At 70.0% G+C, this 18285-nt stretch carries 24 protein-coding genes; 16 read left to right on the top strand and 8 right to left on the bottom strand.

The window, feature by feature from the left end; translation table 11 throughout:
* Positions 1–2: 2 nt before the first annotated feature.
* Positions 3–833, top strand: a complete 831-nt coding sequence (locus HHUB_RS03070; RefSeq protein WP_059056133.1) for a biotin--[acetyl-CoA-carboxylase] ligase — start codon at positions 3–5, stop codon at positions 831–833.
* A gap of 47 nt (positions 834–880) precedes the next feature.
* Here HHUB_RS03070 and coxB read toward each other — a convergent pair whose 3' ends face one another.
* Entirely contained in the window at positions 881–1648 is a 768-nt protein-coding gene (gene coxB, locus HHUB_RS03065; protein ID WP_059056131.1) for a cytochrome c oxidase subunit II, read from the bottom strand.
* Positions 1649–1807: 159 nt separating this feature from the next.
* On the opposite strand from coxB, the gene cyoE reads away from it, so the two are divergent.
* Genes cyoE through HHUB_RS03045 form a run of 4 tightly spaced genes read left to right on the top strand, consistent with a single transcriptional unit; the run spans position 1808 to position 5488 of the window.
* Complete coding sequence (gene cyoE, locus HHUB_RS03060) at positions 1808–3133, top strand: heme o synthase (RefSeq protein WP_082687252.1); 1326 nt, start codon at positions 1808–1810, stop codon at positions 3131–3133.
* 36 nt (positions 3134–3169) lie between these two features.
* Positions 3170–3790, top strand: a complete 621-nt coding sequence (locus tag HHUB_RS03055; RefSeq protein WP_238323998.1) for a DUF7546 family protein — start codon at positions 3170–3172, stop codon at positions 3788–3790.
* 49 nt (positions 3791–3839) lie between these two features.
* On the top strand, positions 3840–4748 hold the full coding sequence (locus tag HHUB_RS03050) for an ABC transporter ATP-binding protein (RefSeq protein ID WP_059056129.1): 909 nt from the start codon (positions 3840–3842) through the stop codon (positions 4746–4748).
* Complete coding sequence (locus HHUB_RS03045; protein ID WP_059056127.1) at positions 4745–5488, top strand: ABC transporter permease; 744 nt, start codon at positions 4745–4747, stop codon at positions 5486–5488. The genes HHUB_RS03050 and HHUB_RS03045 overlap by 4 nt, the downstream gene beginning before the upstream one ends.
* Before the next feature lie 3 nt (positions 5489–5491).
* Here HHUB_RS03045 and HHUB_RS03040 read toward each other — a convergent pair whose 3' ends face one another.
* Positions 5492–5863 carry a hypothetical protein gene (locus tag HHUB_RS03040; RefSeq protein WP_059056125.1) on the bottom strand — a complete coding sequence of 124 codons (372 nt, stop codon included), beginning with the start codon at positions 5861–5863 and terminating at the stop codon, positions 5492–5494.
* 96 nt (positions 5864–5959) lie between these two features.
* On the opposite strand from HHUB_RS03040, the gene HHUB_RS03035 reads away from it, so the two are divergent.
* The 3 genes from HHUB_RS03035 to HHUB_RS03025 are packed head-to-tail and all read left to right on the top strand — an operon-like array spanning position 5960 to position 8590.
* A complete protein-coding gene (locus tag HHUB_RS03035; RefSeq protein WP_059056123.1) occupies positions 5960–6913 on the top strand; it encodes a rhomboid family intramembrane serine protease in 954 nt (317 codons plus the stop codon).
* A 1-nt stretch (position 6914) separates the two neighbouring features.
* Positions 6915–7727, top strand: coding sequence for an endonuclease V (locus HHUB_RS03030; protein ID WP_059056122.1), 813 nt, complete (start codon positions 6915–6917; stop codon positions 7725–7727).
* A gap of 47 nt (positions 7728–7774) precedes the next feature.
* Positions 7775–8590: an SDR family oxidoreductase gene (locus HHUB_RS03025; RefSeq protein WP_059056120.1), complete on the top strand. Its 816-nt coding sequence runs from the start codon at positions 7775–7777 to the stop codon at positions 8588–8590.
* Here the strand turns inward: HHUB_RS03025 and HHUB_RS03020 are convergent, their stop codons facing one another.
* The gene (locus HHUB_RS03020) at positions 8591–9622 is read right to left on the bottom strand and encodes an ArsA family ATPase (RefSeq protein WP_059056118.1); all 1032 of its coding nucleotides are present in this window, start codon (positions 9620–9622) and stop codon (positions 8591–8593) included.
* Between the two features lie 97 nt (positions 9623–9719).
* Between HHUB_RS03020 and HHUB_RS03015 the strand changes: the two genes are divergently transcribed.
* The gene (locus HHUB_RS03015) at positions 9720–9929 is read left to right on the top strand and encodes a hypothetical protein (protein WP_238323996.1); all 210 of its coding nucleotides are present in this window, start codon (positions 9720–9722) and stop codon (positions 9927–9929) included.
* On the opposite strand, the gene HHUB_RS03010 is transcribed toward HHUB_RS03015, so the two are convergent.
* Complete coding sequence (locus HHUB_RS03010) at positions 9926–11032, bottom strand: pyridoxal phosphate-dependent aminotransferase (protein WP_059056114.1); 1107 nt, start codon at positions 11030–11032, stop codon at positions 9926–9928. The two genes, HHUB_RS03015 and HHUB_RS03010, sit on opposite strands and share 4 nt — an antisense overlap.
* Before the next feature lie 104 nt (positions 11033–11136).
* Between HHUB_RS03010 and HHUB_RS03005 the strand changes: the two genes are divergently transcribed.
* From HHUB_RS03005 to HHUB_RS02995, 3 genes are read left to right on the top strand one after another with little or no spacing between them, the layout of a single operon-like run.
* Positions 11137–11487, top strand: coding sequence for a nuclear transport factor 2 family protein (locus tag HHUB_RS03005; protein WP_059056112.1), 351 nt, complete (start codon positions 11137–11139; stop codon positions 11485–11487).
* A 40-nt stretch (positions 11488–11527) separates the two neighbouring features.
* Positions 11528–12046: a CinA family protein gene (locus tag HHUB_RS03000; RefSeq protein ID WP_059056110.1), complete on the top strand. Its 519-nt coding sequence runs from the start codon at positions 11528–11530 to the stop codon at positions 12044–12046.
* A 49-nt stretch (positions 12047–12095) separates the two neighbouring features.
* Complete coding sequence (locus tag HHUB_RS02995; RefSeq protein WP_059056108.1) at positions 12096–12578, top strand: metal-dependent hydrolase; 483 nt, start codon at positions 12096–12098, stop codon at positions 12576–12578.
* On the opposite strand, the gene HHUB_RS02990 is transcribed toward HHUB_RS02995, so the two are convergent.
* A complete protein-coding gene (locus tag HHUB_RS02990; RefSeq protein ID WP_059056107.1) occupies positions 12575–13330 on the bottom strand; it encodes a PHP domain-containing protein in 756 nt (251 codons plus the stop codon). The genes HHUB_RS02995 and HHUB_RS02990 overlap by 4 nt on opposite strands.
* 112 nt (positions 13331–13442) lie before the next feature.
* Here HHUB_RS02990 and HHUB_RS02985 point away from each other — a divergent pair, with 112 nt between their 5' ends.
* From HHUB_RS02985 to HHUB_RS02975, 3 genes are all read left to right on the top strand, one after another.
* Positions 13443–14606, top strand: a complete 1164-nt coding sequence (locus HHUB_RS02985; RefSeq protein WP_370683877.1) for an acyl-CoA dehydrogenase family protein — start codon at positions 13443–13445, stop codon at positions 14604–14606.
* Between the two features lie 220 nt (positions 14607–14826).
* On the top strand, positions 14827–15168 hold the full coding sequence (locus HHUB_RS02980; RefSeq protein WP_059056105.1) for a DUF7565 family protein: 342 nt from the start codon (positions 14827–14829) through the stop codon (positions 15166–15168).
* A gap of 50 nt (positions 15169–15218) precedes the next feature.
* Positions 15219–15947 carry a fumarylacetoacetate hydrolase family protein gene (locus HHUB_RS02975; RefSeq protein ID WP_059056103.1) on the top strand — a complete coding sequence of 243 codons (729 nt, stop codon included), beginning with the start codon at positions 15219–15221 and terminating at the stop codon, positions 15945–15947.
* Between the two features lie 11 nt (positions 15948–15958).
* On the opposite strand, the gene HHUB_RS02970 is transcribed toward HHUB_RS02975, so the two are convergent.
* Positions 15959–16396, bottom strand: coding sequence for a transcription elongation factor Spt5 (locus tag HHUB_RS02970; RefSeq protein WP_058981570.1), 438 nt, complete (start codon positions 16394–16396; stop codon positions 15959–15961).
* 1 nt (position 16397) lies between these two features.
* Positions 16398–16571, bottom strand: coding sequence for a protein translocase SEC61 complex subunit gamma (locus tag HHUB_RS02965; protein ID WP_059056101.1), 174 nt, complete (start codon positions 16569–16571; stop codon positions 16398–16400).
* A 98-nt stretch (positions 16572–16669) separates the two neighbouring features.
* Between HHUB_RS02965 and HHUB_RS02960 the strand changes: the two genes are divergently transcribed.
* Positions 16670–16954 carry an amphi-Trp domain-containing protein gene (locus HHUB_RS02960; protein ID WP_059056100.1) on the top strand — a complete coding sequence of 95 codons (285 nt, stop codon included), beginning with the start codon at positions 16670–16672 and terminating at the stop codon, positions 16952–16954.
* A gap of 164 nt (positions 16955–17118) precedes the next feature.
* Here the strand turns inward: HHUB_RS02960 and ftsZ are convergent, their stop codons facing one another.
* A complete protein-coding gene (ftsZ, locus tag HHUB_RS02955; protein WP_059056098.1) occupies positions 17119–18276 on the bottom strand; it encodes a cell division protein FtsZ in 1158 nt (385 codons plus the stop codon).
* Positions 18277–18285 lie beyond the last annotated feature (9 nt).

Raw genomic sequence — 18285 nt, 5'->3', positions numbered from 1 at the left:
GCATGACAGTCGACGCCGACCGGCTGCGCTCGCTCGTCGACGCGCCGGTCGTCCACCGCGAGTCGGTGCCGAGTACGAACGACCTCGCGCGCGCCGAGGGCCGCGACGGCGCCGCCCACGGCACGTTCGTCGTCGCGGACGAGCAGAGCGCGGGCCGCGGCCGCACGGGGAACGCGTGGGCGTCCCCGCCGGGCGGCGTCTGGTCGAGCACGCTCGTCTCCCCCGACTTCGACGCGAGCCACGTCGGCCGCCTGACGTTCGCGGGCGGGCTGGCGGCCGCCGAGACCGTCGAGGCCTTCGGCGTGGACGCGGGGCTGAAGTGGCCCAACGACGTGGTCGTCGGCGACGACGCGCGGAAGCTCTGCGGCGTGCTCACCGAGGCCGTCGTCGACGAGGTGCCGGTGGCCGGCAAGCCCGTGGACGAAGTGCTGCCGGGGACTGACCCCGCCGACGCCGAACTGTCGTTCGCGGTGCTGGGCATCGGCGTGAACGCGGCCCTCGACCCGAGCGACCTCGACGTGGACAGGGAGGTGACGACGCTCCGGGAAGAGGTCGGGGACGTGGACGCGACGGAGGTCGCGGCGACGCTCCACGAGCGGCTGCTGGCGTGGGTCGAGCGCGTCGGGACCGACGACGGGTTCGCGGCGGCGCTGGACGCGTGGCGCGACCGGAGCGCGACGCTCGGCGAGCGCGTGCGCGTGGAGACCCGCGGCGGCGAGACGGTCGTCGGAACCGCAAGCGGCGTCACGTCCCGCGGCGCGCTCGTCGTCGAGACGGCGGACGGCGACGTGACGGTCACGGAGGGCGAGTGCAGTCGGCTCCGCCGCGCGTAGCTACGGAGCGAAAGAGAACGGAGAAGACGGAGAGAAGCGGTCGGTCGTTACGCGTCGATGGTCGTGTTCTCGGGGTCCTCGACCCACTCCTGATACTTGTCCTCCTCGACGACCGCGATGGTGCCGAGCATCTCGGAGTGGCCCTGCCCGCAGAACTCGGCGCAGTAGAGCTGGTAGGAGCCCTTCTCGTTGACCTCGGTGATAAGGTAGTTCGTCTGTCCGGGGACGGCGTCGGCCTTCAGGCCGATTTCGGGCGCGTGGAACGCGTGAATCACGTCGTCGGACTCAGTGCGTATCACGAGCTTCGTGTCCTCCGGGACCACCATCGGTTGGTTGCCGACGTCGACGCCGCTGGTCGCGGTGCCGGAGCTCACGGTGAGGTTCTCCTCGGGGTAGTCGTAGTTCCAGTACCACTGGACGCCGACGGCGTCAACGACGACGGTGTCGTCCTCGGCCATCGCTTCCTGCGCGTCGGCCTGCGTGGCGGTGACCGACGGCTGGGCCATCACGCCGTAGGCGGCGACGCCGACGAACAGGAGGACGACGGCGGTGGCGACGGTCCACGTGATTTCGAGCCGGCGGTTCTCCTTGGTCGGTTTCGCCTCGTCGCTGTTCCGGAACTTCCACACCGTGTAGACGAGGATGCCCTCGACGAGCAGCGTGACCGGGAGCGCGGCCGCGAGCAGCATCGAGTTCAGGTTGCGGATGAGCCCCTCGGTCACCGACTGGTACTGCTGGGCAGCGACCGGGTCCACGAAGGCGGCGAGGAAGCCGACGGCGGCGACGAGAACGGGTACGAGCCGCTTGCCTCTCATACTATCGTGGTCGTTCGGAGCGGTTCCATAAATAGGTGCTGAATCGGGGCGTCGGCGAGTCGGATAGGCTAAGTGGACCGCGGTGTAATCCCCCGACGAGAGACGTTCGTGATTCGAAACATCCCCGACCGGTTCACGGCGGTGCTCGCGTCGGCCGCGATGGGCGTCTACGCGCTGCTCGTCGTCGGCGCGACGTCGGCGCTGACGGACGCCGCGGCGGCGTGTCGCTCGTGGCCGGCCTGTGACGGACGCTGGTACGCGCTCGACTCGGTGTCGCTGGCGGTCGTCTGGGGCCACCGGACCGCAGCCGTCGTCACCGGCGTGCTCGTGCTCGTCGCCGCGGTGATGGCGTGGCGTCGCGACACCGCCAGGCGCGTCCGCGCCGCGGTCACGGTGGCGCTGGCCGCCTACCCGGTACAGGTCGCGGTCGGCGCGCTCACCGCGACGTCGCCGGGGGCGGCCGCGCTCGGCGGCGCGCACCTCGCGCTCGGCGTGCTCATCTTCGCCGGGCTGGTCGCCGCGCTCGCGTGGACGCTGGAAGCCCAGACGGGCCACCTGCCGTCCAGCGAGTGGGAGGGCGAACCGAAGGGCGAGGACGAGGACGCGTCCGCGCCCGCCTCGGGCCCGCTGGCGACCGCGTACGCGTACTTCCGGTTGACGAAGCCGCGGCTGATGTGGCTGCTCTGTCTGGTCGCCGCCGCGGGCATGGCGCTGGCCGCCGGCCCGAGCCTGAGCTCGGAGACCGTCGCGTTGACGCTCGGCGGCGGCGTGCTCGCCATCGGCGCGTCGGGCACGTTCAACCACGTGCTCGAACGCGAGAAGGACAAGAAGATGTCCCGCACCGACGACCGGCCAATCGCGACCGACCGCATCCCGAAGCGCAACGCGGTCGCCTTCGGCCTGACGCTGGCGGCGGCGTCGCTGGCCGCGTTCTACAGCGTGAATCCGCTGACGGCGGCGCTTGGGTTCACCGCCATCGTGTTCTACTCGGTCGTCTACACGCTCGTGTTGAAGCCCAACACCCGACAGAGCACCGTCATCGGCGGCGCGGCGGGCGCGCTCCCCGCGCTCATCGGCTGGGCCGCGGTGACCGGCGACGTGGGCGTCGCTGGGCTGGCGCTCGCGGCGGTCATCTTCCTGTGGACGCCCGCGCACTTCTACAACCTCGCGCTGGCGTACAAGGACGACTACGAGCGCGGCGGCTTCCCGCTGATGCCGGTCGTCAGCGGCGAAGCCACCACCCGCAAGCACATCGTCTACTACCTCGGCGCGACGCTCGTCTCCGCGGTGGCGCTCTCGGAGCTGGCGGGCCTCGGCGTGCTGTACGCCGCGACCACGGTCGTCCTGGGTGGCGTGTTCCTGTACGCCGCGATGCGGCTCCACCGAGAGCGCGACCGCGCCGCCGCGATGCGCGCGTTCCACGCGTCGAACGCCTACCTCGGCTGCCTGCTCGTGGCCGTGGTCGTGGACGCGATGGTGGTCTGAGTGGGCGCGTCAGTATCGCTGTCCCCGAGCCGGTTCGTGCCCACGCGGAAGGCACTTTTGTACGCCGCGTTCGTGCTGAACGGCGAACTGGCGCTCGTGCTGTTCTACTTCGCGGTGTCGTCGTCGGTCCCCACCGACCCCGTGGTGCTGGCGTACCCGTTCGTCTGGATCAACGCCTCCATCTGGGCGGTTTCCCGGGTGGACCTCCCCGAAGCCTCCCGGCGACAGCGCGCGTTCGCGCTCGCGCTCGGAGTGGCGTACTTCCTCGTGCTGGGCGGGGTCGGCGGCCTGTTCATGTTCCACGGCGCCGACCTCGGCGCGCGCGTCTCCTGGCTCTCCCCGGGCTGGGGGCCGGCGTTCGTCTACAGCGGGGCGGACCTCACCGTCAGCCTGCTCCCGTTCAAGGTCATCGGGTACGCGACGCTGGCGTACCTCGTCGCCGCGACCGTCCTCGACGCCGCGAAGACCGGCGTCGCGGGCCTGCTCGGGCTGCTCGCGTGCGTGAGCTGCGCGTGGCCGGTCGCCGCAACCGTGTTCACGGGCGCGTTCGGGAGCGCGTCCGCGCTGGCGGCCGCCGCGCAGAACGAGCCGTACGCGCTCTCGACGGTCGTGTTCGTCTCCTCGGTGCTGTTGCTCGCGTGGCGGCCGACCCAGTAGCCGGCGCCGTTCCGCAGTGCTTTACCTTCGCGCACGCCGACCGTCCGGTATGACTCCCGCAGTCGTCGCCGAAGACGTTCGGAAGGCCTACGGCGACACCGCTGCCGTGGACGGCGTCTCGCTGTCGGTCGGCGAGGGCGAGGTGTTCGCGCTCGTCGGGCCGAACGGCGCGGGCAAGACGACGCTCGTGCGCTGTCTCACCGGCACGACGACACCCGACAGCGGCCGCGTCGAGTTGCTCGGCGAGGCGCCCGACGAGACCAACGACCAGCGCGTCGGCCTGCTCCCGCAGGACTTCGCACCGCCGGACCGCCTCACCGCGGGCGAACTCGTCGGCTACTACGCGGGCCTCTACGACGACGCTCGCGACCCCGACGCGGTGCTGTCGGAGGTCGGTCTCGACGCCGACAACGACACGTGGTACGGCGACCTCTCGGGCGGCGAGCGGCGCCGCGCGTGCGTCGCCGCGGCGCTCGTGAACGCCCCGGACGTGCTGTTCCTCGACGAGCCGACGACCGCCGTCGACCCGGCGGGCCGGCGCGCGCTCTGGCGCGTGTTCGAGGACCTCGCGGAGTCGGGGACGACCATCTTCCTCACCACGCACGACATGGCGGAAGCCGAGCGCCTCGCCGACCGCGTCGCGCTGCTCGCGGACGGCGAGGTGGCGGCGACCGGGACGCCGGGAGAACTCGTCGCCGCACACGGCGGCGACCCCCGGCTCGTCGTCGAACTCCCGGAAGAAACCGAGCGTGCGCCCGCAGTTCCGGGCTTCGACCCCGAGGTGACGCGGGAGGGACTGGTGTTCTCGAACGTCGCGCCCGAGAGCATCGGCGGGGTCGTGGCGGCGCTGGACGACGCGGGCGTCGGCTTCGAGGCGCTGTCGTGGCGCGAGCCGACGCTGGAGGACGCGTACCTCGCGCTCGCCGGCGACGCCGAGGGCGTGGAGGTGCGGCGATGAGCCGGCTCGCCCGGATTCGCGCGGAAGCGTCCGCGACCTACCGGACGTTCCTGCGCCGTCGGACGGCGGTGTTCTTCACGTTCTTCTTCCCGGTGTTGCTCATCGTCATCTTCGCCGGCCTCGTCCGCACGACGTCGGGCAGCGGCGGGCTATTCACGGAGCCGACCGCCTACTACGTGCCGGCGTACCTCGCGACCGTCGTGCTGTTCACGCCGCTGTCGCGGGTCGGGAGCACGGTCGCGCGCCACCGCGAGGGCAACCGCTTCGAGAAGCTCTCGACGACGCCGCTGACGCGCGCGGAGTGGCTGGCCGCGCACACGCTCGTCAACGTCGCGCTCATCGCGGCGGCCTGCGCGGTGCTGCTGGTCGCACTCCTCGCGACGGGCGCGTCGTTCGCGCTCTCCCCGTGGCTCGCGGTGCTCGTGCCCGCGACCTCGGTGGTGTTCTGCGGCGTCGGCGCGGTCATCGGGAGCTACGCGGACGGCCAGGACGGCGCTATCGCCGCGAGCAACGGCATCGCGCTCCCCGTCCTCTTCCTCTCGGAGACGTTCGTCCAACCCGAACTGTTCCCGGCGTGGTTCCGGCCGGTCGTGGACCTCTCGCCGCTGGCGTACTTCGCGCGGGGCGTCCGCGCGGCCACCACGCCGGGCGGCGACGTGACGACGAACGCGGCGGTCGTCGTCGCGCTGGCGGTCGTCGCGTTCGCCGTCGGCACGCTCGCGATTCCGTGGACCGAGTGAGGCTCAGTCGAGGACCACGGAATCAGCGACGGAAGCTCCGGCCGCGACGAGACAGAAGACGGCGGCGACCGCGGCAACGCCGACGAACGCGGTGAACGCGAGGCCGGCGAGCACGCCCGGCAGCAGCCACTGCGCGCCGCCCAACGCGACCGCGGCCACCCCCGTCACGACGGCGGTCCGGGAGGCAATCGACTTCGCCTGCGCGACCCGGAGCGCAGTGGCGTCGGTCCCCGAGTCCGGTGAATCGAGGACGCGTTCGGCGCCGTCGCCCGCGACGAACGTCGTGTTCCAGCAGCGCTCGCAGGGCGGCTCGGGGTCGGGCTGGCGCGTCCCGCAGGCCTTGCAGCGCCACACCTGTTCGTCGTCGGCGTCCATACAGGCGTCTTCTCCCGATTCCGCGAGCAAGTAGCTGTCGATGCGGGCGGCCCCGAGACCCAAAACGATAACCACGCGCCAACCCAACCGCCGGTAATGGCGACGTGTGACCGGTGTGGCGAGCAGGAGTCGATGCCGTACCAGTGTCGGCTCTGCGGCGGCACGTTCTGCTCGAAGCACAGGCTCCCGGAGAACCACGACTGTCCGGGCCTCGACGAGTGGAACGACCCCGGCGGCGTCTTCGACAGCGGGTTCGACGACAGCGTGAACCAGTCCCGGGACAGCGGCGGGCTCGCGGCGAAACTCCCCGTGGACACGGGGCCGGGCGGCGTGCTCGGCTACTTCCGCGGGAACGTCTCGTTCGCGCTGCTGACGGTGATGTGGCTGATGTTCGTCGTGCAGTACGCCGTCGCGCCCGCGCTCGGCGTCCCGCCGAACTCCCAGCAGTGGCTCGACCTCTTCACCATCAACACGACCCAGCCGCTTGCCGTCTGGACGTGGGTGACGTCGGTGTTCGCGCACGGCGGCTTCGGCCACATCGTGTTGAACAGCATCGTGCTGTACTTCTTCGGCCCCGTGGTCGAGAAGCGCATCGGCTCCGCGAAGCTCGTGGGGCTGTTCGTGGTCGCGGGCGCGCTCGCGGGCCTCGCGCAGGTCGGCGCGGCGCTCGTGATGAACCCCGCGTGGTACGGCCAGCAGCTCAGCCAGTTCACCGGCTCGGCGGTGCTCGGCGCGAGCGGCGCCATCGCGGCGCTGATGGGCGTACTCACGGTGCTGAACCCGAACCTCCGCATCTACCTCTACTTCATCATCCCGATGCCGCTGTGGATCGCGACGCTGCTGTTCGCCGGCTACTCAATCTTCGTCTCGACGGCCGGCGGCGGCATCGGCGCGGGCGGCGTCGCGCAGTTCGCGCACCTCGCCGGCCTCGGCATCGGCGTGCTGTACGGCGTGAAGCTCAAGCGCGAGGGCGAGCGCGCGCCGAACCAGCTCCAGTTCGGCGGCGGCGGTCCCGGCGGGCCGGGCGGCCCCGGTCGGCGGCGTCCCTGACATGGAGGTCGTCCGACCCGAGTTCCTCCCGGACCCGGACCGCTCCCGCGAGGAGATGGAGGACCTCCAGCGCGAGATAGCCGCGACAGCGTCCTTCGAGGACGACTTCGGCTTCGACGTCGCGGACGTCGAACTCGGGGAGTCGCCGACGGACGCGCCGACCGCCGCCGAGAGCGTCGGCGAACAGGTGACGCTCACCGACGGCGACGCGCCCGTGGTCGTCGGCGTCGACCAGGCGTTCGTCGGGGACGACTACTCCGTGAGCGCCGCGGTCGCGATTCGGGACGGCCGCGTCGTCGAGCGCGCCGCCGGCCGCGCGGAACTGGAACTCCCCTACATTCCCGGGCTGTTGGCGTTCCGCGAGGGCGACGCCATCGTGGACGCGCTCGAATCGCTGTCCGTCGAGCCGGACGTGCTCGTGCTCGACGGGAGCGGCCGCATCCACTTCCGTCAGGCCGGCCTCGCGACGCACGTGGGCGTGCTCTTCGACGTGCCTGCCGTTGGTGTGGCGAAGAACCTGCTCTGCGGGACGCCCCGTGAGCCGCTGGACGACCCGCTGCCGGAAGGCGCGCGCGTCGCCATCGAGGCCGACGACTCGATGGACGTACCCGACGGCACCGTCGTCGGGTACGCCTACCAGTCCCGGCAGTACCCCAATCCCGAGCAGCGCCACGTCAACCCCCTCATCGTGAGCCCCGGCCACCGCGTCAGCGCCGAGACCACCGTGGACGTCGTGGAAGCGACCTGTACGGGGTACAAGCTCCCCGCGCCGACCCGGCTCGCCGACCAGTACGCCGACGACCTGAAGGACTGACGCCGACGACTCGACCCTTTAACTGCGGGGGCCACGACGCATCGGGCATGGAGAAGGTCGCTCTCATCACCGGGTGTTCGTCGGGCATCGGCGCGGCGACCGCCCGCTCGCTGCTCGCCGAGGAGTGGACGGTCGTCGCGACCGCGCGGGACACCGACGACCTCGCGGCGCTCGCCGAGGCGGGCTGCGAGACCGCCGAACTCGACGTCACGAAGCCCGCGCAGTGCCGGAACGTCGTCGAGGAGGTCGTCGAGGAGCACGGCCGGCTGGACTGTCTCGTGAACAACGCCGGCTACGCCCAGCTCGGGCCGCTGGAGGACGTGCCCACGCGGGAACTCCACCGGCAGTTCGACGTGAACGTCTACGGCCCCCACCGCCTGATTCGCGCCGCGCTCCCGCACATGCGCGAGCGCGAGGCCGGCACCATCGTCAACGTCTCCAGCGTCTCCGGGCGCGTCGCGACCCCGGGGATGGGCGCGTACAACGGCTCGAAGTTCGCGCTCGAAGCGATGAGCGACGCGCTCCGCGCGGAGGTCGCGCCCTACGACGTGGACGTCGCCGTCGTCGAACCCGGCCCGGTCGAGACGAAGTTCACGGACCGAGCGGAGAGAGAAATCGAGGGGCTGGACCGAAGCGGCGCCTACGAGAAGCTCTACTCGTTCTTCGAGGACGCCAGCGCGGTCAACGGCGTCGGCGCCGTCCCCCCGGAGAAGGTCGCGGAAGTCATCACGGAGGCCGCGGTCAGCCCCGACCCCAAGTCCCGGTACCCCGTCGGGACGCCGGGCCGGGTCGGCGTGCTCGCGCGCTTCCTCCCGGACCGCTGGCTGGACGCCGGCTACCGGCTGCTCCAGCGGTTCTCGTAGCTACTCGTCGAGGCAGGCGGCGACGACCCGGAGCGGGCGCTCGCCCCGGACTTCGTCGGCGAGCAGTGGGACGCGCGCCACGTCGTAGTTTCTGAACAGCTCTTGGGCGTCCGCGAGCGCGGCCTGCTGGACGTCCCAGCGGCGCGCGCAGAACTCGCAGTCCTCGTGGTTCGGCGCGACGAACGCGTCCCCGGGGACGTCGGCGGCGTCTGCCAGCGGCTCCATCACGCGGTTGACGACGACCGTCCCCACCGGAACGCCGAACTCGTCGAGGCGGTCGGTGAGGCGCTGGGCTTCCAGCACGCTCATCTCCTCGGGCACGAGCACGACGCGGAACTCCGTGCGCGCCGGGTCCGTGAGCACGTCCCGGAGCCGCTCGACGCGCTCCTCGACGGCGTCGAGGTTGCCGAGGCCCGCCTGCTCGTCCTCGTCGTCGCCGCCGAACATCCCGGTGAGGCCGTCCATCATCCCGCCGAAGCGGTCGCGCAGCTGCATCATGCGGCCGACCATCGAGTCCAGCACCTCGGGGAGTTCCAGCAGTCGGAGCGTGTGGCCCGTCGGCGCGGTGTCGACGACGACGCGGTCGAAGCGCTCGTCGTCCATGTATTCGAGGAGGAGCTGGACCGCGGCGGCCTCGTCGGCGCCCGGCATCATCGCGCCGTCGCCGCCGGCGCCGCCCGCGCCGCCGAGTAGTTGGTCGAGGCCGCCCGCGAATCCGCCGTCCTGCCCGAACATCCCGGCCTGCTGGAGCGCGTCGTCGGGGTCGATTTCGACCGCCCACAGCGGGCTGTCCTCGCGCATCTTCGCGGGCCGGCTCGGCACGTCGAACTCCAGCGTGTCCGACAGCGAGTGCGCGGGGTCCGTCGAGACCACGAGCGTCGCGGTGCCGTCGTTGGCACTCGCGAGCGCGGTCGCCGCCGCCATCGTCGTCTTCCCGACGCCGCCCTTCCCGCCGTACAGCACGTACTCGGCGGTGTCGCTGACCACCCCGGGGTCGAGGGAGTCGACCGCCTCGACCTCGATTTCGTCCATACGCACAGTCGGCGACCCAGCGGGGTCAATCCGTCGGTCGCGGTCCTCGCGGGCGGCGCACCGAACGTCTTGGCCGGAGCAGTTTTCCGCGCTGAGCGTGTCAATACCACGCATGGAGGGCGTGCTGAACGAGCGCACGGCGACCGTGCACAAGAAGGGGGTGGAGAACCCCTACAGCCGGACGAAGTGTGGCGCGACCAACGACGTGGGCCACGACGACATCCGGACGGTCGCCGTCGAGCGCGCCGTTGACGACTTCGACGCCTGCCGCTGCGGGCGGTGTTTCTCGGACGCGGGCGGGTACTAGCGGTCCGCGAAGTAGGCCGCGAGCCGGTCGGCCGCCTCCTCGACGCGCGGCGTGACGAGCGCGAACCGCAGCCACTCCTCGCGCGCGCTCCCGAACCCCGAACCGGGCATCCCCGCGACGCCCGCCTCGTCGATGAGTTCGAACGTGTTCTCCAGCGTCCCCGGGAAGTCGGGGAAGCGCGCGAGCACGTAGAACGCGCCGTCGGGCTCGGTGTACTCCGCGCCCGCGTCGTCCAGCGCCGACGTGAACGTGTCCACGCGCTCCCGGAGCGTCTCTCGGGTCTGCTCGTAGTAGTCGGGGTCGGTCTCGCGGAGCGCGTGCAGGACCGCGGCCTGCGCGGGCCGCGACGTGGCGACGTTCGTCAGCATGTGCCGGGACTTCATCGGCTCGACGTGGGACTCGGGCGCGATGCAGTAGCCCACGCGGAACCCCGTGATTGCAAGCGACTTCGAGAACGCGTTCACGACGACGCGGTGCTCGGAGTCGAACTCCAGCGCGGACGTGAACCGCCCGGAGTAGTCGAAGTGGTCGTACACCTCGTCGCTGACCAGAATCGCGTCGTGGTCCTCGGCGACCGCGACGAGTTCGCGCATCGTCTCCTCGCCGTACACCGCGCCAGTGGGGTTGTTCGGCGTCGTCGCCACGATGCACGCCGTGTCCTCGCTCGCCGCGGCGCGCACGTCCGCGGGGTCGAGGCTGCCGTCTTCGGCCGTCTCCACGAACACCTGCTCGCCGCCGAGCATGTCCGTCTTCCCCGGGTAGTAGGGGTACACCGGGTCGGTCATCACGACCTCGTCGCCCGCGCCGCGTTCGAGCGCGCGCCCCATCGCGAGGTAGTTCGCCTCGCCCGCGCCGTTCGTGACGACGACCTGCTCGACGGGGACCTGCCGGCGCGCCGCGATTTCCTCCCGCAGTTCCCGGAGGCCCTCGCTGGGCGGGTACTGGAACTGCCGGCCGCCCGTGTCGGCGTACTCGTGGAGGCCCGCCGCGAGCGCGGGCGGCGACCCCCAGTCGGGGTTCCCCGAGACCATGTCGATGACGTCCGCGTCGGAGTTCGCCGCGTACTCCATCACGCGGAAGAACAGCGGCTCTTCGTACTCCATACGCCAGCGTCTCCGTGGCGCTACGTGGCTCTTTCGCCCGCGGAAACGCGGCGTCGTTTGCCGGTACTGTGCGGTTGATTCGACAGCCACGAGACAGTTCGCCCGTGACCGACTACGCCGAGCGCGTCCACGAGTACTACGACGCCGTGGACGCCGACCGCATCGACGACCTGCTCGACCTGTTCGCCGACGACGTCGTCTACGACCGACCCGGCCAGCCGCCAATCGAGGGCAAGGCCGAGCTCGAAGCGTTCTACCGCGAGGGCCGCCCGCTCGAAGACGGTAGCCACACCGTCCACGACGTACTCGTAGACGGGTCGCGCGCGGCCGTCCGCGGGACGTTCTCGGGCGTCCAAGACGGAGAAGACGTCGAGTTCGGGTTCGCGGACGTTCACGTCTTCGAGGACGGCCGCATCGCCGAGCGGTACACGTACACCGACCGCGACACCGTCTGACGCCACCACCTTCTTGCTCGGTCGTTCGGTACCCGGAGGTATGCGCGAGTACGCCGCCGACCCGCCGATAGAGGAGGAACTCAACGACGTGCTCCCCGAGGCCGGCCACACCGTCGCGACCGCCGAATCCTGCACGGGGGGTCTCATCGGGTCGCTGTTGACGGACGTCTCCGGCTCCAGCGACTACTTCGACCGGTCGCTGGTGACGTACACGTACGACGCCAAACTCGACACTGGCGTCTCCCGGGAGGCGCTGGACGAACACGGCGCGGTCAGCGAGCCCGTCGCCCGGCAGATGGCGCAGGCCACTCGGGACGCGGCCGACACGACGTGGGGCGTCTCCACGACCGGCATCGCCGGCCCGACCGGCGGCAGCGAGGCCAAGCCCGTCGGCACCGTCTACATCGGCGTCGCGTACGCTGGCGAGTGGGGCACGCAGTCCAGCTACGCGACCGTCGAGCGCCGGGAGTTCGACGGCTCCCGCACCGAAATCAAAGAGCAGATTGCGCGGCGCGCGCTCCGCAAGCTCCGCGAGGAAGTCCGAGCGGTGCAGGAGTAGCGGCCGCGTGCCGAAACGGTGACGTGCCCGCGTGCTCTCGCCCCGAGTAATGAACAAGGGCGACCACATCCTCAACGGCATCCTGCTCGCCATCGGGCTGGGCTACGTGCTCTACCCCTCGGGCGGCGTCGAGACGATACGCACCATCGCCGCCGTCCTCATCCCCGTGGTGCTGGGTGCGCTGTTCCCGGACGTCGACACCGACTTCGGGAAGCACCGCAAGACCCTCCACAACATCCCCGTGCTGGCGCTGCTGTACGTCTTCCCGATGTACTTCGGGAACCTCCAGTACGTCTGGATCGGCGTCGCCACCCACTACGTCCTCGACGTCGTCGGGAGCAAGCGCGGCATCGCGCTGTTCTACCCGCTGTCGGACCAAGAGTACGGGCTGCCGGTCGGCGTGACCACGGTCTCGAAGTACGCCACCACCGTCACCGTCCTCATCACGCTCATCGAGCTCGCGGCCATCGCGGTCGTCGTCCACGTCGCCCCGCAGTACGTCCCAACGGACGCCGTCAGCAGCCTGTTCTAGTAGACGGCGACGTCGTCGAACTCGCCGCCGTACGCGATGTGGCGCGGGTGCGTGGGCTCCATACCCGAGAGGAGGAGGCGGTCGACTTTCTCCCACGTGTTCTCGTACGCGAGATGGGCCTTCTCCGCGAGTTCGCGCGCCCGGAACCGGGGGTTGCGCTGGTGGTAGGTGCGGCGCGGGACGCCGGACTTGAGGGCGTCCACGAGGTCCGCCTCCGACTGGATGTCGGCGTCGAACTCCGTCCACACGCCGCCGACGGTCTCGGGGCGGTGCGCGTACGAGGACGCGAACCCGGGGATGTCGTAAGCGTCGGCGAGCGCGCTCGCGCGGTCGTCGTCCCACGGGAAGTGCTTGGGATTGTACGTCTCCACGGCGTCCACGTCCTCGCGGAACCGCTCGACGTCGGCGGCCGTCAGGCTCACCGTGAGGAACTCCGGGTGCGGCGCGAGGACGGCGGCGCCCTGCTCGCGGAACGCCGCGAACGCGCCGTCCAGCGTCACGAAGTCCGGCACCGGGTCGTCGAGGCCGACCGCGAGCACGTGCTTGCGGTCGCGCCACGACCCCGTGAACACCTCGCGGCCGGGCACCACCAGCAGGTCGTCGTCGGAGAACGCCGCAGCGCGCTCGCGCGCGTCAGGCAGTCGCGTGAAGTGCGGGGCGTACACCAGCACGTCGACGCCAGCCGCCTTCGCCCGGCGCACCACGTCGTCGTCGAGTACCTTCGCGTGGAGGTCGACCCGTGTCGTCGGCACGTCCCCGAGTTCGCGAGCCGAGGTTTAGCGGCTTACGGTTCCGGCGGATAAACTCCGCGCGGACTGTCGAACGTTCGCGGCCGTTTATGCCCGTGGCGCTCCAACGGCCGGTATGAGTCTGAACCTGCTCTCCGAGGACGTGGTTCCCGAGCACGCGGTCGACGTCAAACACGAGGCCCGCGAGTTCGCCGAGGAGCACATCGCGCCGAACGCCGAGGAGTTCTACCGGACCGGCGAGTACCCGTGGGAGATTCTGGAGGCCGGGATGGACGCCGGGCTCGTCGCCCAGGACATCGGCGAGGAGTACGGCGGCCGCGGCCTCGACCTCGAACAGATGCTGGCCATCGCCGAGGAGTTCTACCGCGCGGACGCCGGCATCGCGCTGACGCTCCAGCTCGCGAGCTTCGGCGCGGAGATGCTCGAGGAGTACGGCAACGACGACCAGAAGGAACGGTACCTCCGCCCGGTCGCGGCCAACGACCAGATTACGGGGCTGGCTGTCTCCGAGCCCGACGTCGGGTCGGACCTCGCCGGGATGCACACGACCGCCGACAAGGACGGCGACGAGTACGTGCTCAACGGCGAGAAGTACTGGATCGGCAACGGCGTCGAAGCCGACTGGGTGACGGTGTACGCCAAGACCGGCGACACCGGCGACCGCTACATGGACTACTCGCTTTTCATCGTGCCGACGGACGCCGACGGCTACGTCGCCGAGCACATCCCCGAGAAGATGGGGATGCGCGCGTCCAAGCAGGCCCACATCGTCTTCGACGACTGCCGGATTCCCGAGGAGAACCTCATCGGGAGCGAGGGAGCCGGGTTCATGATGCTCGCAGACTTCTTCAACCACGGCCGCGTCGTCGTCGGCGGGCACGGCCTCGGCCTCGCCGCTGCGGCGCTCGAAGAGGCGTGGGACTTCGTGCACGAGCGCGAGGAGTTCGGCCGCCACGTCGCGGACTTCCAGGCCGTCCAGCACGGCCTCGCGGACATGCGACTGGAGTTCGAGGCCGCGCGCGCGCTGAACTACCGCGCCGCCCGCAAGGTCGAGGAGTACGACAACCCCGGCCTGTGGGCGGCGATGGCGAAGACGAAGTCCACGGAGGTCGCCGTCGACAACGCCGAGCAGGGGATGCAGTTCCACGGCGGCCGCTCGATTCTCACCGACCGCCGCATCGCCCGCGTCTACCGGGACGCCCGCATCCCGGTCATCTACGAGGGCGCCAACGAGATTCAGCGGAATCTGATTTACCGGCAGAGCGGCGAACAGCAGTAAGTCACTCGCCGGGAGACTTCCTCTCCTGAACACCGAACGGCCGCGATAGCGCTCGAAACGCCCGTATCAGGCTTCGGTTGTCAAGTGGTATCAACTGCCTGAACCGCGTCTCGCGTCCGAGAATTTGTCTGACAGAGCAGTGACGAACGGCTGACTCGTCGGGTTCAGTGGTCGAAAAGGCGACACAAGGTTTATTTGCGCGCTCAGGTTACAGAGGCGTATGTCTGCGTGGGAGTGCGCGATTGTCGGATGTGGGTCGACGTTCGGGAGCGTCGAGGCGCTGTTGGCCCATCAGGTCGCGGACCACGACGCCCACGAGTGCGAAATCTGCGGGGAGACGGTCCCCGAGGGCTTCTTCGCCATCAAGCACGGGCTCCGCGAGCACACGCGCGCCGAGTACGTCCGGTTCTACGACGGCGACGCCGAAGCCATCCGCGAGCGCGAGCGCGTGCTCGACGACGTCGCCGACGCGCTCGACCCGGCGGTGCTCGAAGACCTCCTGAGCGACGAACCCATCGACGTCGCCGAGGCCACCGACGCCGCGCACGCCACCACGAGCTAGCTTCTCGCCGCGTTCGTAAGCGATTTGCCGCGCCTCCGTGACGTCCAGCCATGCGACTCGCACGACTCCGGACCGACGACGGCCTCGTCGAGGGCGAGTACCGCGACGGCGTCGTCGCCACCGAGGACGCCGAGTACGTCGTCGGCGAGGACGGCACGCTCGCGCCGCCCTGCGACCCGTCGGCGCTGTACTGCGTCGGCCGCAACTACGCGGAGACGCTCGACCAGATGGACTACGAGCGGCCCGAGCAGCCCGACTTCTTCATCAAACCGCCGGTCTCCGTGGTCGGCCACGGCGACGACGTGCCGTACCCGACGTTCACCGACGAACTGACGTACGCGGGCGAACTCGCGGCGGTCGTCGGCGAGCGCTGTCACCGCGTGGACGAGGCCGACGTGCCGGACGTGCTCCGCGGGTTCACTATCATGAACGACCTCGACGCGCTCGACCAGCCGGGCCGCACCGCCCGGAAGGCCTTCGACGGGTCCGGGCCGCTCGGCCCGTGGATAGAAACCGACCTCGACCCCACGAGCATCGACATGCACACCGACGTCGCGGGCGAGCGCCGGCAGGAAGCCAACACCGAACTGATGCTGTTCGACCCCTACGAGGTCGTCTCGTTCCTCTCCGAGCGGTTCACGTTCCAGCCCGGTGACGTCGTCGCGTTCGGCAGCCCCGCGAACCCCGGGCTCGTCGAACCCGGCGACACCGTCGAAATCACCTACGAGGGCGTCGGCACGCTCGAGAACACGATTGTCGAACCGGCCGGCGAGAACTGAGTCGGAACGCGCTAGCGTTCTTCGGAGTCGAGCACGCGAATCTGGTCGCCCCGCACCGTCACGGGAATCGGGACGGTCGCCTCGTACAGTTCGACGGTGACCTGGTCTTTGCTCTCGTCGATGCGCTGGACCTGGGCCTTCTCGCCCTTGAACGGGCCGGCGATGAGTTCGACGATGTCGCCCTCCGCGATGCCCTCGACGTCGGGCTTCGGGGAGAGGAAGTGCTCGACCTCGCTGATGCCGGACTCACCGGGGACGAGGCTGCGCGCGTGGGGAATCTCCTCCATCACGCGCTCGATGATGTTGTGGTCGTCTGCTTCGACCATCACGTAGCTGGTGAGCGCGTCCGGCGCCAGCACCGCGTGAATCTCGTCGGCCTCGCGGTTGGCAATCATGCTGGCGACGGTCTGCTCCTGGCTCGCAGTGGTCTTGACGGCGTACACGCCCATCTTATATCACCGACGTGACGCCTTCCATCACCAGGAAGATGACGAAGCCCAGCAGTCCGACCAGCAGGATGCCGGCGCCAGCGATTTTCGAAATCTGGGAGAACTCCTCCCACGACGGCGTGCTCGCCAGCCGGAGCACGCGCGTATACGCGGAAAGCTCTAGGGGAACGTCCATACACGTGTTGAGTCGGCGAGCGCTCTTTTATCTATTGATGCCGAGCGAGACCGGCGGCCCGCTCGTTTATCCGTTCGGCCGGCGTACTGTCGGCTCGTATGCCCGAAGAAGTCCTGTTCGAGTCCGAGAGCGATCGCAGCCGCGAGGAAATCGCCACCTACCTCCGCACTATCGCCGACAACCTCGAATCCGGCAAGGGAATCACGCTGAAAGCGGGCGGCGACGAGGTCACGCTCGACCCGCCGAGCCGTCCGACGTTCGAGGTCAAAGCCGAACGCGAGGGGGCGACCGACGGCCCGAAGGAACTGAGCGTCGAGTTCGAACTCGAGTGGCCCGAGGACGGCGACACAGCCAGCGAGAGCGGCGAACTCGAAATCGAGTAGAGAGCAGTCGCGGCAGGACGTCGGCATCAGCGCGCGTAGCGCGCTGTTCACCGCCGGAGCGGGGCGGAGCCCCGCGACGGCGGGTCTTTTTAGCGTAGCTTTTTGCGCCAAGTGGTGCCCGCAGCGACCAGCGGGAGCGAGGACACCCGAGGCGGAAAAAGGTACTATTCGACGTAGTCGATGTCGTCGATTTCGCTGTCGCCGCCGTCCGGCTCCGGTTCGGGTTCGGGGGCGTCGTTGCGGCCGTAAATCTGCGGGGAGTCGACACCGGTGACGACGACCATGGTGCGCATCTCGCCTTCGATGTCCTCGTCGACGCTGGTCCCCCAGATGATGCGGGCGTCGGGGTCGATGCGGTCGTAGAGCTGTTCGACGACGCCCTCGGCCTCCTCGATGCTCATGTCGGGGCCGCCGGTCACGTTGACGAGCGCGGAGTTCGCGGAGGAGATGTCGACGTCGAGCAGCGGGGAGCGCAGCGCGGACTTGACGGAGTCGGCGGCCTTGGCGTCGGAGTCGGCTTCGCCGAGGCCGATCATGGCGACGCCGCCCTTCTCCATGACAGTCCGAACGTCGGCGAAGTCGAGGTTGACGAGGCCGGGCTTGGTGATGAGTTCTGTGATGCCCTTCACGGAGCGCATGAGGACTTCGTCCGAGACCTTGAACGCCTCTCGGACGGGGAGCTTGCCGACCGAGTCGAGGAGGCGGTCGTTGGGGACGACGATGACGGTGTCGGCGACGTCGCGGAGGCGTTCGAGGCCGGCTTCGGCGTTCGTGCGGCGGACCTCGCCTTCGGCGGTGAACGGCGTGGTGACGATGGCGATGGTGAGCGCGCCGGCCTCGCGGGCGGCCTTCGCGACGACGGGCGCGGAGCCGGTGCCGGTGCCGCCGCCGAGGCCGGCGGTGACGAACACCATGTCCGAGCCCTCGATGGAGTCCCGGATTTCGTCCTGTGATTCGAGGGCGGCTTCCTCGCCGACCTGCGGGAGCGAGCCGGCGCCCCGGCCCTGGGTCTTCTGTTGGCCCATGAGAATCTTGGTGTCGGCCTCGATTTCGACGAGGTGCTGGACGTCGGTGTTCGCGGCGACCAGCGACGCGCCGTGGATGCCCTCCTCGAACATGCGGTCGATGGTGTTCGAGCCGGCGCCGCCACAGCCCACGACGGTGATGCTCGTCTGGAGTTCCTGGAGGACGTCTTCGAGTTCGTCGTCGGTCATCTCCCCGGTTGGAACGCTGGCGGACGCGCCCTCGGCTGGGGTGCCGCCGCCCTCCGAAGCCGAGTCCTCCTCGGCTTCGTCGATGGCGTCCTGCACAATCGAGTCCATTGTTGCGTA

Source organism: Halobacterium hubeiense, assembly GCF_001488575.1.
GTDB classification, from domain to species: Archaea; Halobacteriota; Halobacteria; order Halobacteriales; family Halobacteriaceae; genus Halobacterium; species Halobacterium hubeiense.
The sequence above is the reverse complement of the archived record's forward strand: the minus strand, read 5'-3'. Positions and strand labels throughout refer to the sequence as shown.

What these genes read in the sequence shown, in the direction of transcription:
- HHUB_RS03070 (WP_059056133.1), top strand. Translation starts at nt 3, where the DNA reads ATGACAGTCGACGCCGACCGGCTGCGCTCGCTCGTCGACGCGCCGGTC.
- coxB (WP_059056131.1), bottom strand. Translation starts at nt 1,648, where the DNA reads ATGAGAGGCAAGCGGCTCGTACCCGTTCTCGTCGCCGCCGTCGGCTTC.
- cyoE (WP_082687252.1), top strand. Translation starts at nt 1,808, where the DNA reads ATGGGCGTCTACGCGCTGCTCGTCGTCGGCGCGACGTCGGCGCTGACG.
- HHUB_RS03050 (WP_059056129.1), top strand. Translation starts at nt 3,840, where the DNA reads ATGACTCCCGCAGTCGTCGCCGAAGACGTTCGGAAGGCCTACGGCGAC.
- HHUB_RS03045 (WP_059056127.1), top strand. Translation starts at nt 4,745, where the DNA reads ATGAGCCGGCTCGCCCGGATTCGCGCGGAAGCGTCCGCGACCTACCGG.
- HHUB_RS03040 (WP_059056125.1), bottom strand. Translation starts at nt 5,863, where the DNA reads ATGGACGCCGACGACGAACAGGTGTGGCGCTGCAAGGCCTGCGGGACG.
- HHUB_RS03035 (WP_059056123.1), top strand. Translation starts at nt 5,960, where the DNA reads ATGGCGACGTGTGACCGGTGTGGCGAGCAGGAGTCGATGCCGTACCAG.
- HHUB_RS03030 (WP_059056122.1), top strand. Translation starts at nt 6,915, where the DNA reads ATGGAGGTCGTCCGACCCGAGTTCCTCCCGGACCCGGACCGCTCCCGC.
- HHUB_RS03025 (WP_059056120.1), top strand. Translation starts at nt 7,775, where the DNA reads ATGGAGAAGGTCGCTCTCATCACCGGGTGTTCGTCGGGCATCGGCGCG.
- HHUB_RS03020 (WP_059056118.1), bottom strand. Translation starts at nt 9,622, where the DNA reads ATGGACGAAATCGAGGTCGAGGCGGTCGACTCCCTCGACCCCGGGGTG.
- HHUB_RS03010 (WP_059056114.1), bottom strand. Translation starts at nt 11,032, where the DNA reads ATGGAGTACGAAGAGCCGCTGTTCTTCCGCGTGATGGAGTACGCGGCG.
- HHUB_RS03000 (WP_059056110.1), top strand. Translation starts at nt 11,528, where the DNA reads ATGCGCGAGTACGCCGCCGACCCGCCGATAGAGGAGGAACTCAACGAC.
- HHUB_RS02995 (WP_059056108.1), top strand. Translation starts at nt 12,096, where the DNA reads ATGAACAAGGGCGACCACATCCTCAACGGCATCCTGCTCGCCATCGGG.
- HHUB_RS02985 (WP_370683877.1), top strand. Translation starts at nt 13,443, where the DNA reads ATGAGTCTGAACCTGCTCTCCGAGGACGTGGTTCCCGAGCACGCGGTC.
- HHUB_RS02980 (WP_059056105.1), top strand. Translation starts at nt 14,827, where the DNA reads ATGTCTGCGTGGGAGTGCGCGATTGTCGGATGTGGGTCGACGTTCGGG.
- HHUB_RS02975 (WP_059056103.1), top strand. Translation starts at nt 15,219, where the DNA reads ATGCGACTCGCACGACTCCGGACCGACGACGGCCTCGTCGAGGGCGAG.
- HHUB_RS02970 (WP_058981570.1), bottom strand. Translation starts at nt 16,396, where the DNA reads ATGGGCGTGTACGCCGTCAAGACCACTGCGAGCCAGGAGCAGACCGTC.
- HHUB_RS02965 (WP_059056101.1), bottom strand. Translation starts at nt 16,571, where the DNA reads ATGGACGTTCCCCTAGAGCTTTCCGCGTATACGCGCGTGCTCCGGCTG.
- HHUB_RS02960 (WP_059056100.1), top strand. Translation starts at nt 16,670, where the DNA reads ATGCCCGAAGAAGTCCTGTTCGAGTCCGAGAGCGATCGCAGCCGCGAG.
- ftsZ (WP_059056098.1), bottom strand. Translation starts at nt 18,276, where the DNA reads ATGGACTCGATTGTGCAGGACGCCATCGACGAAGCCGAGGAGGACTCG.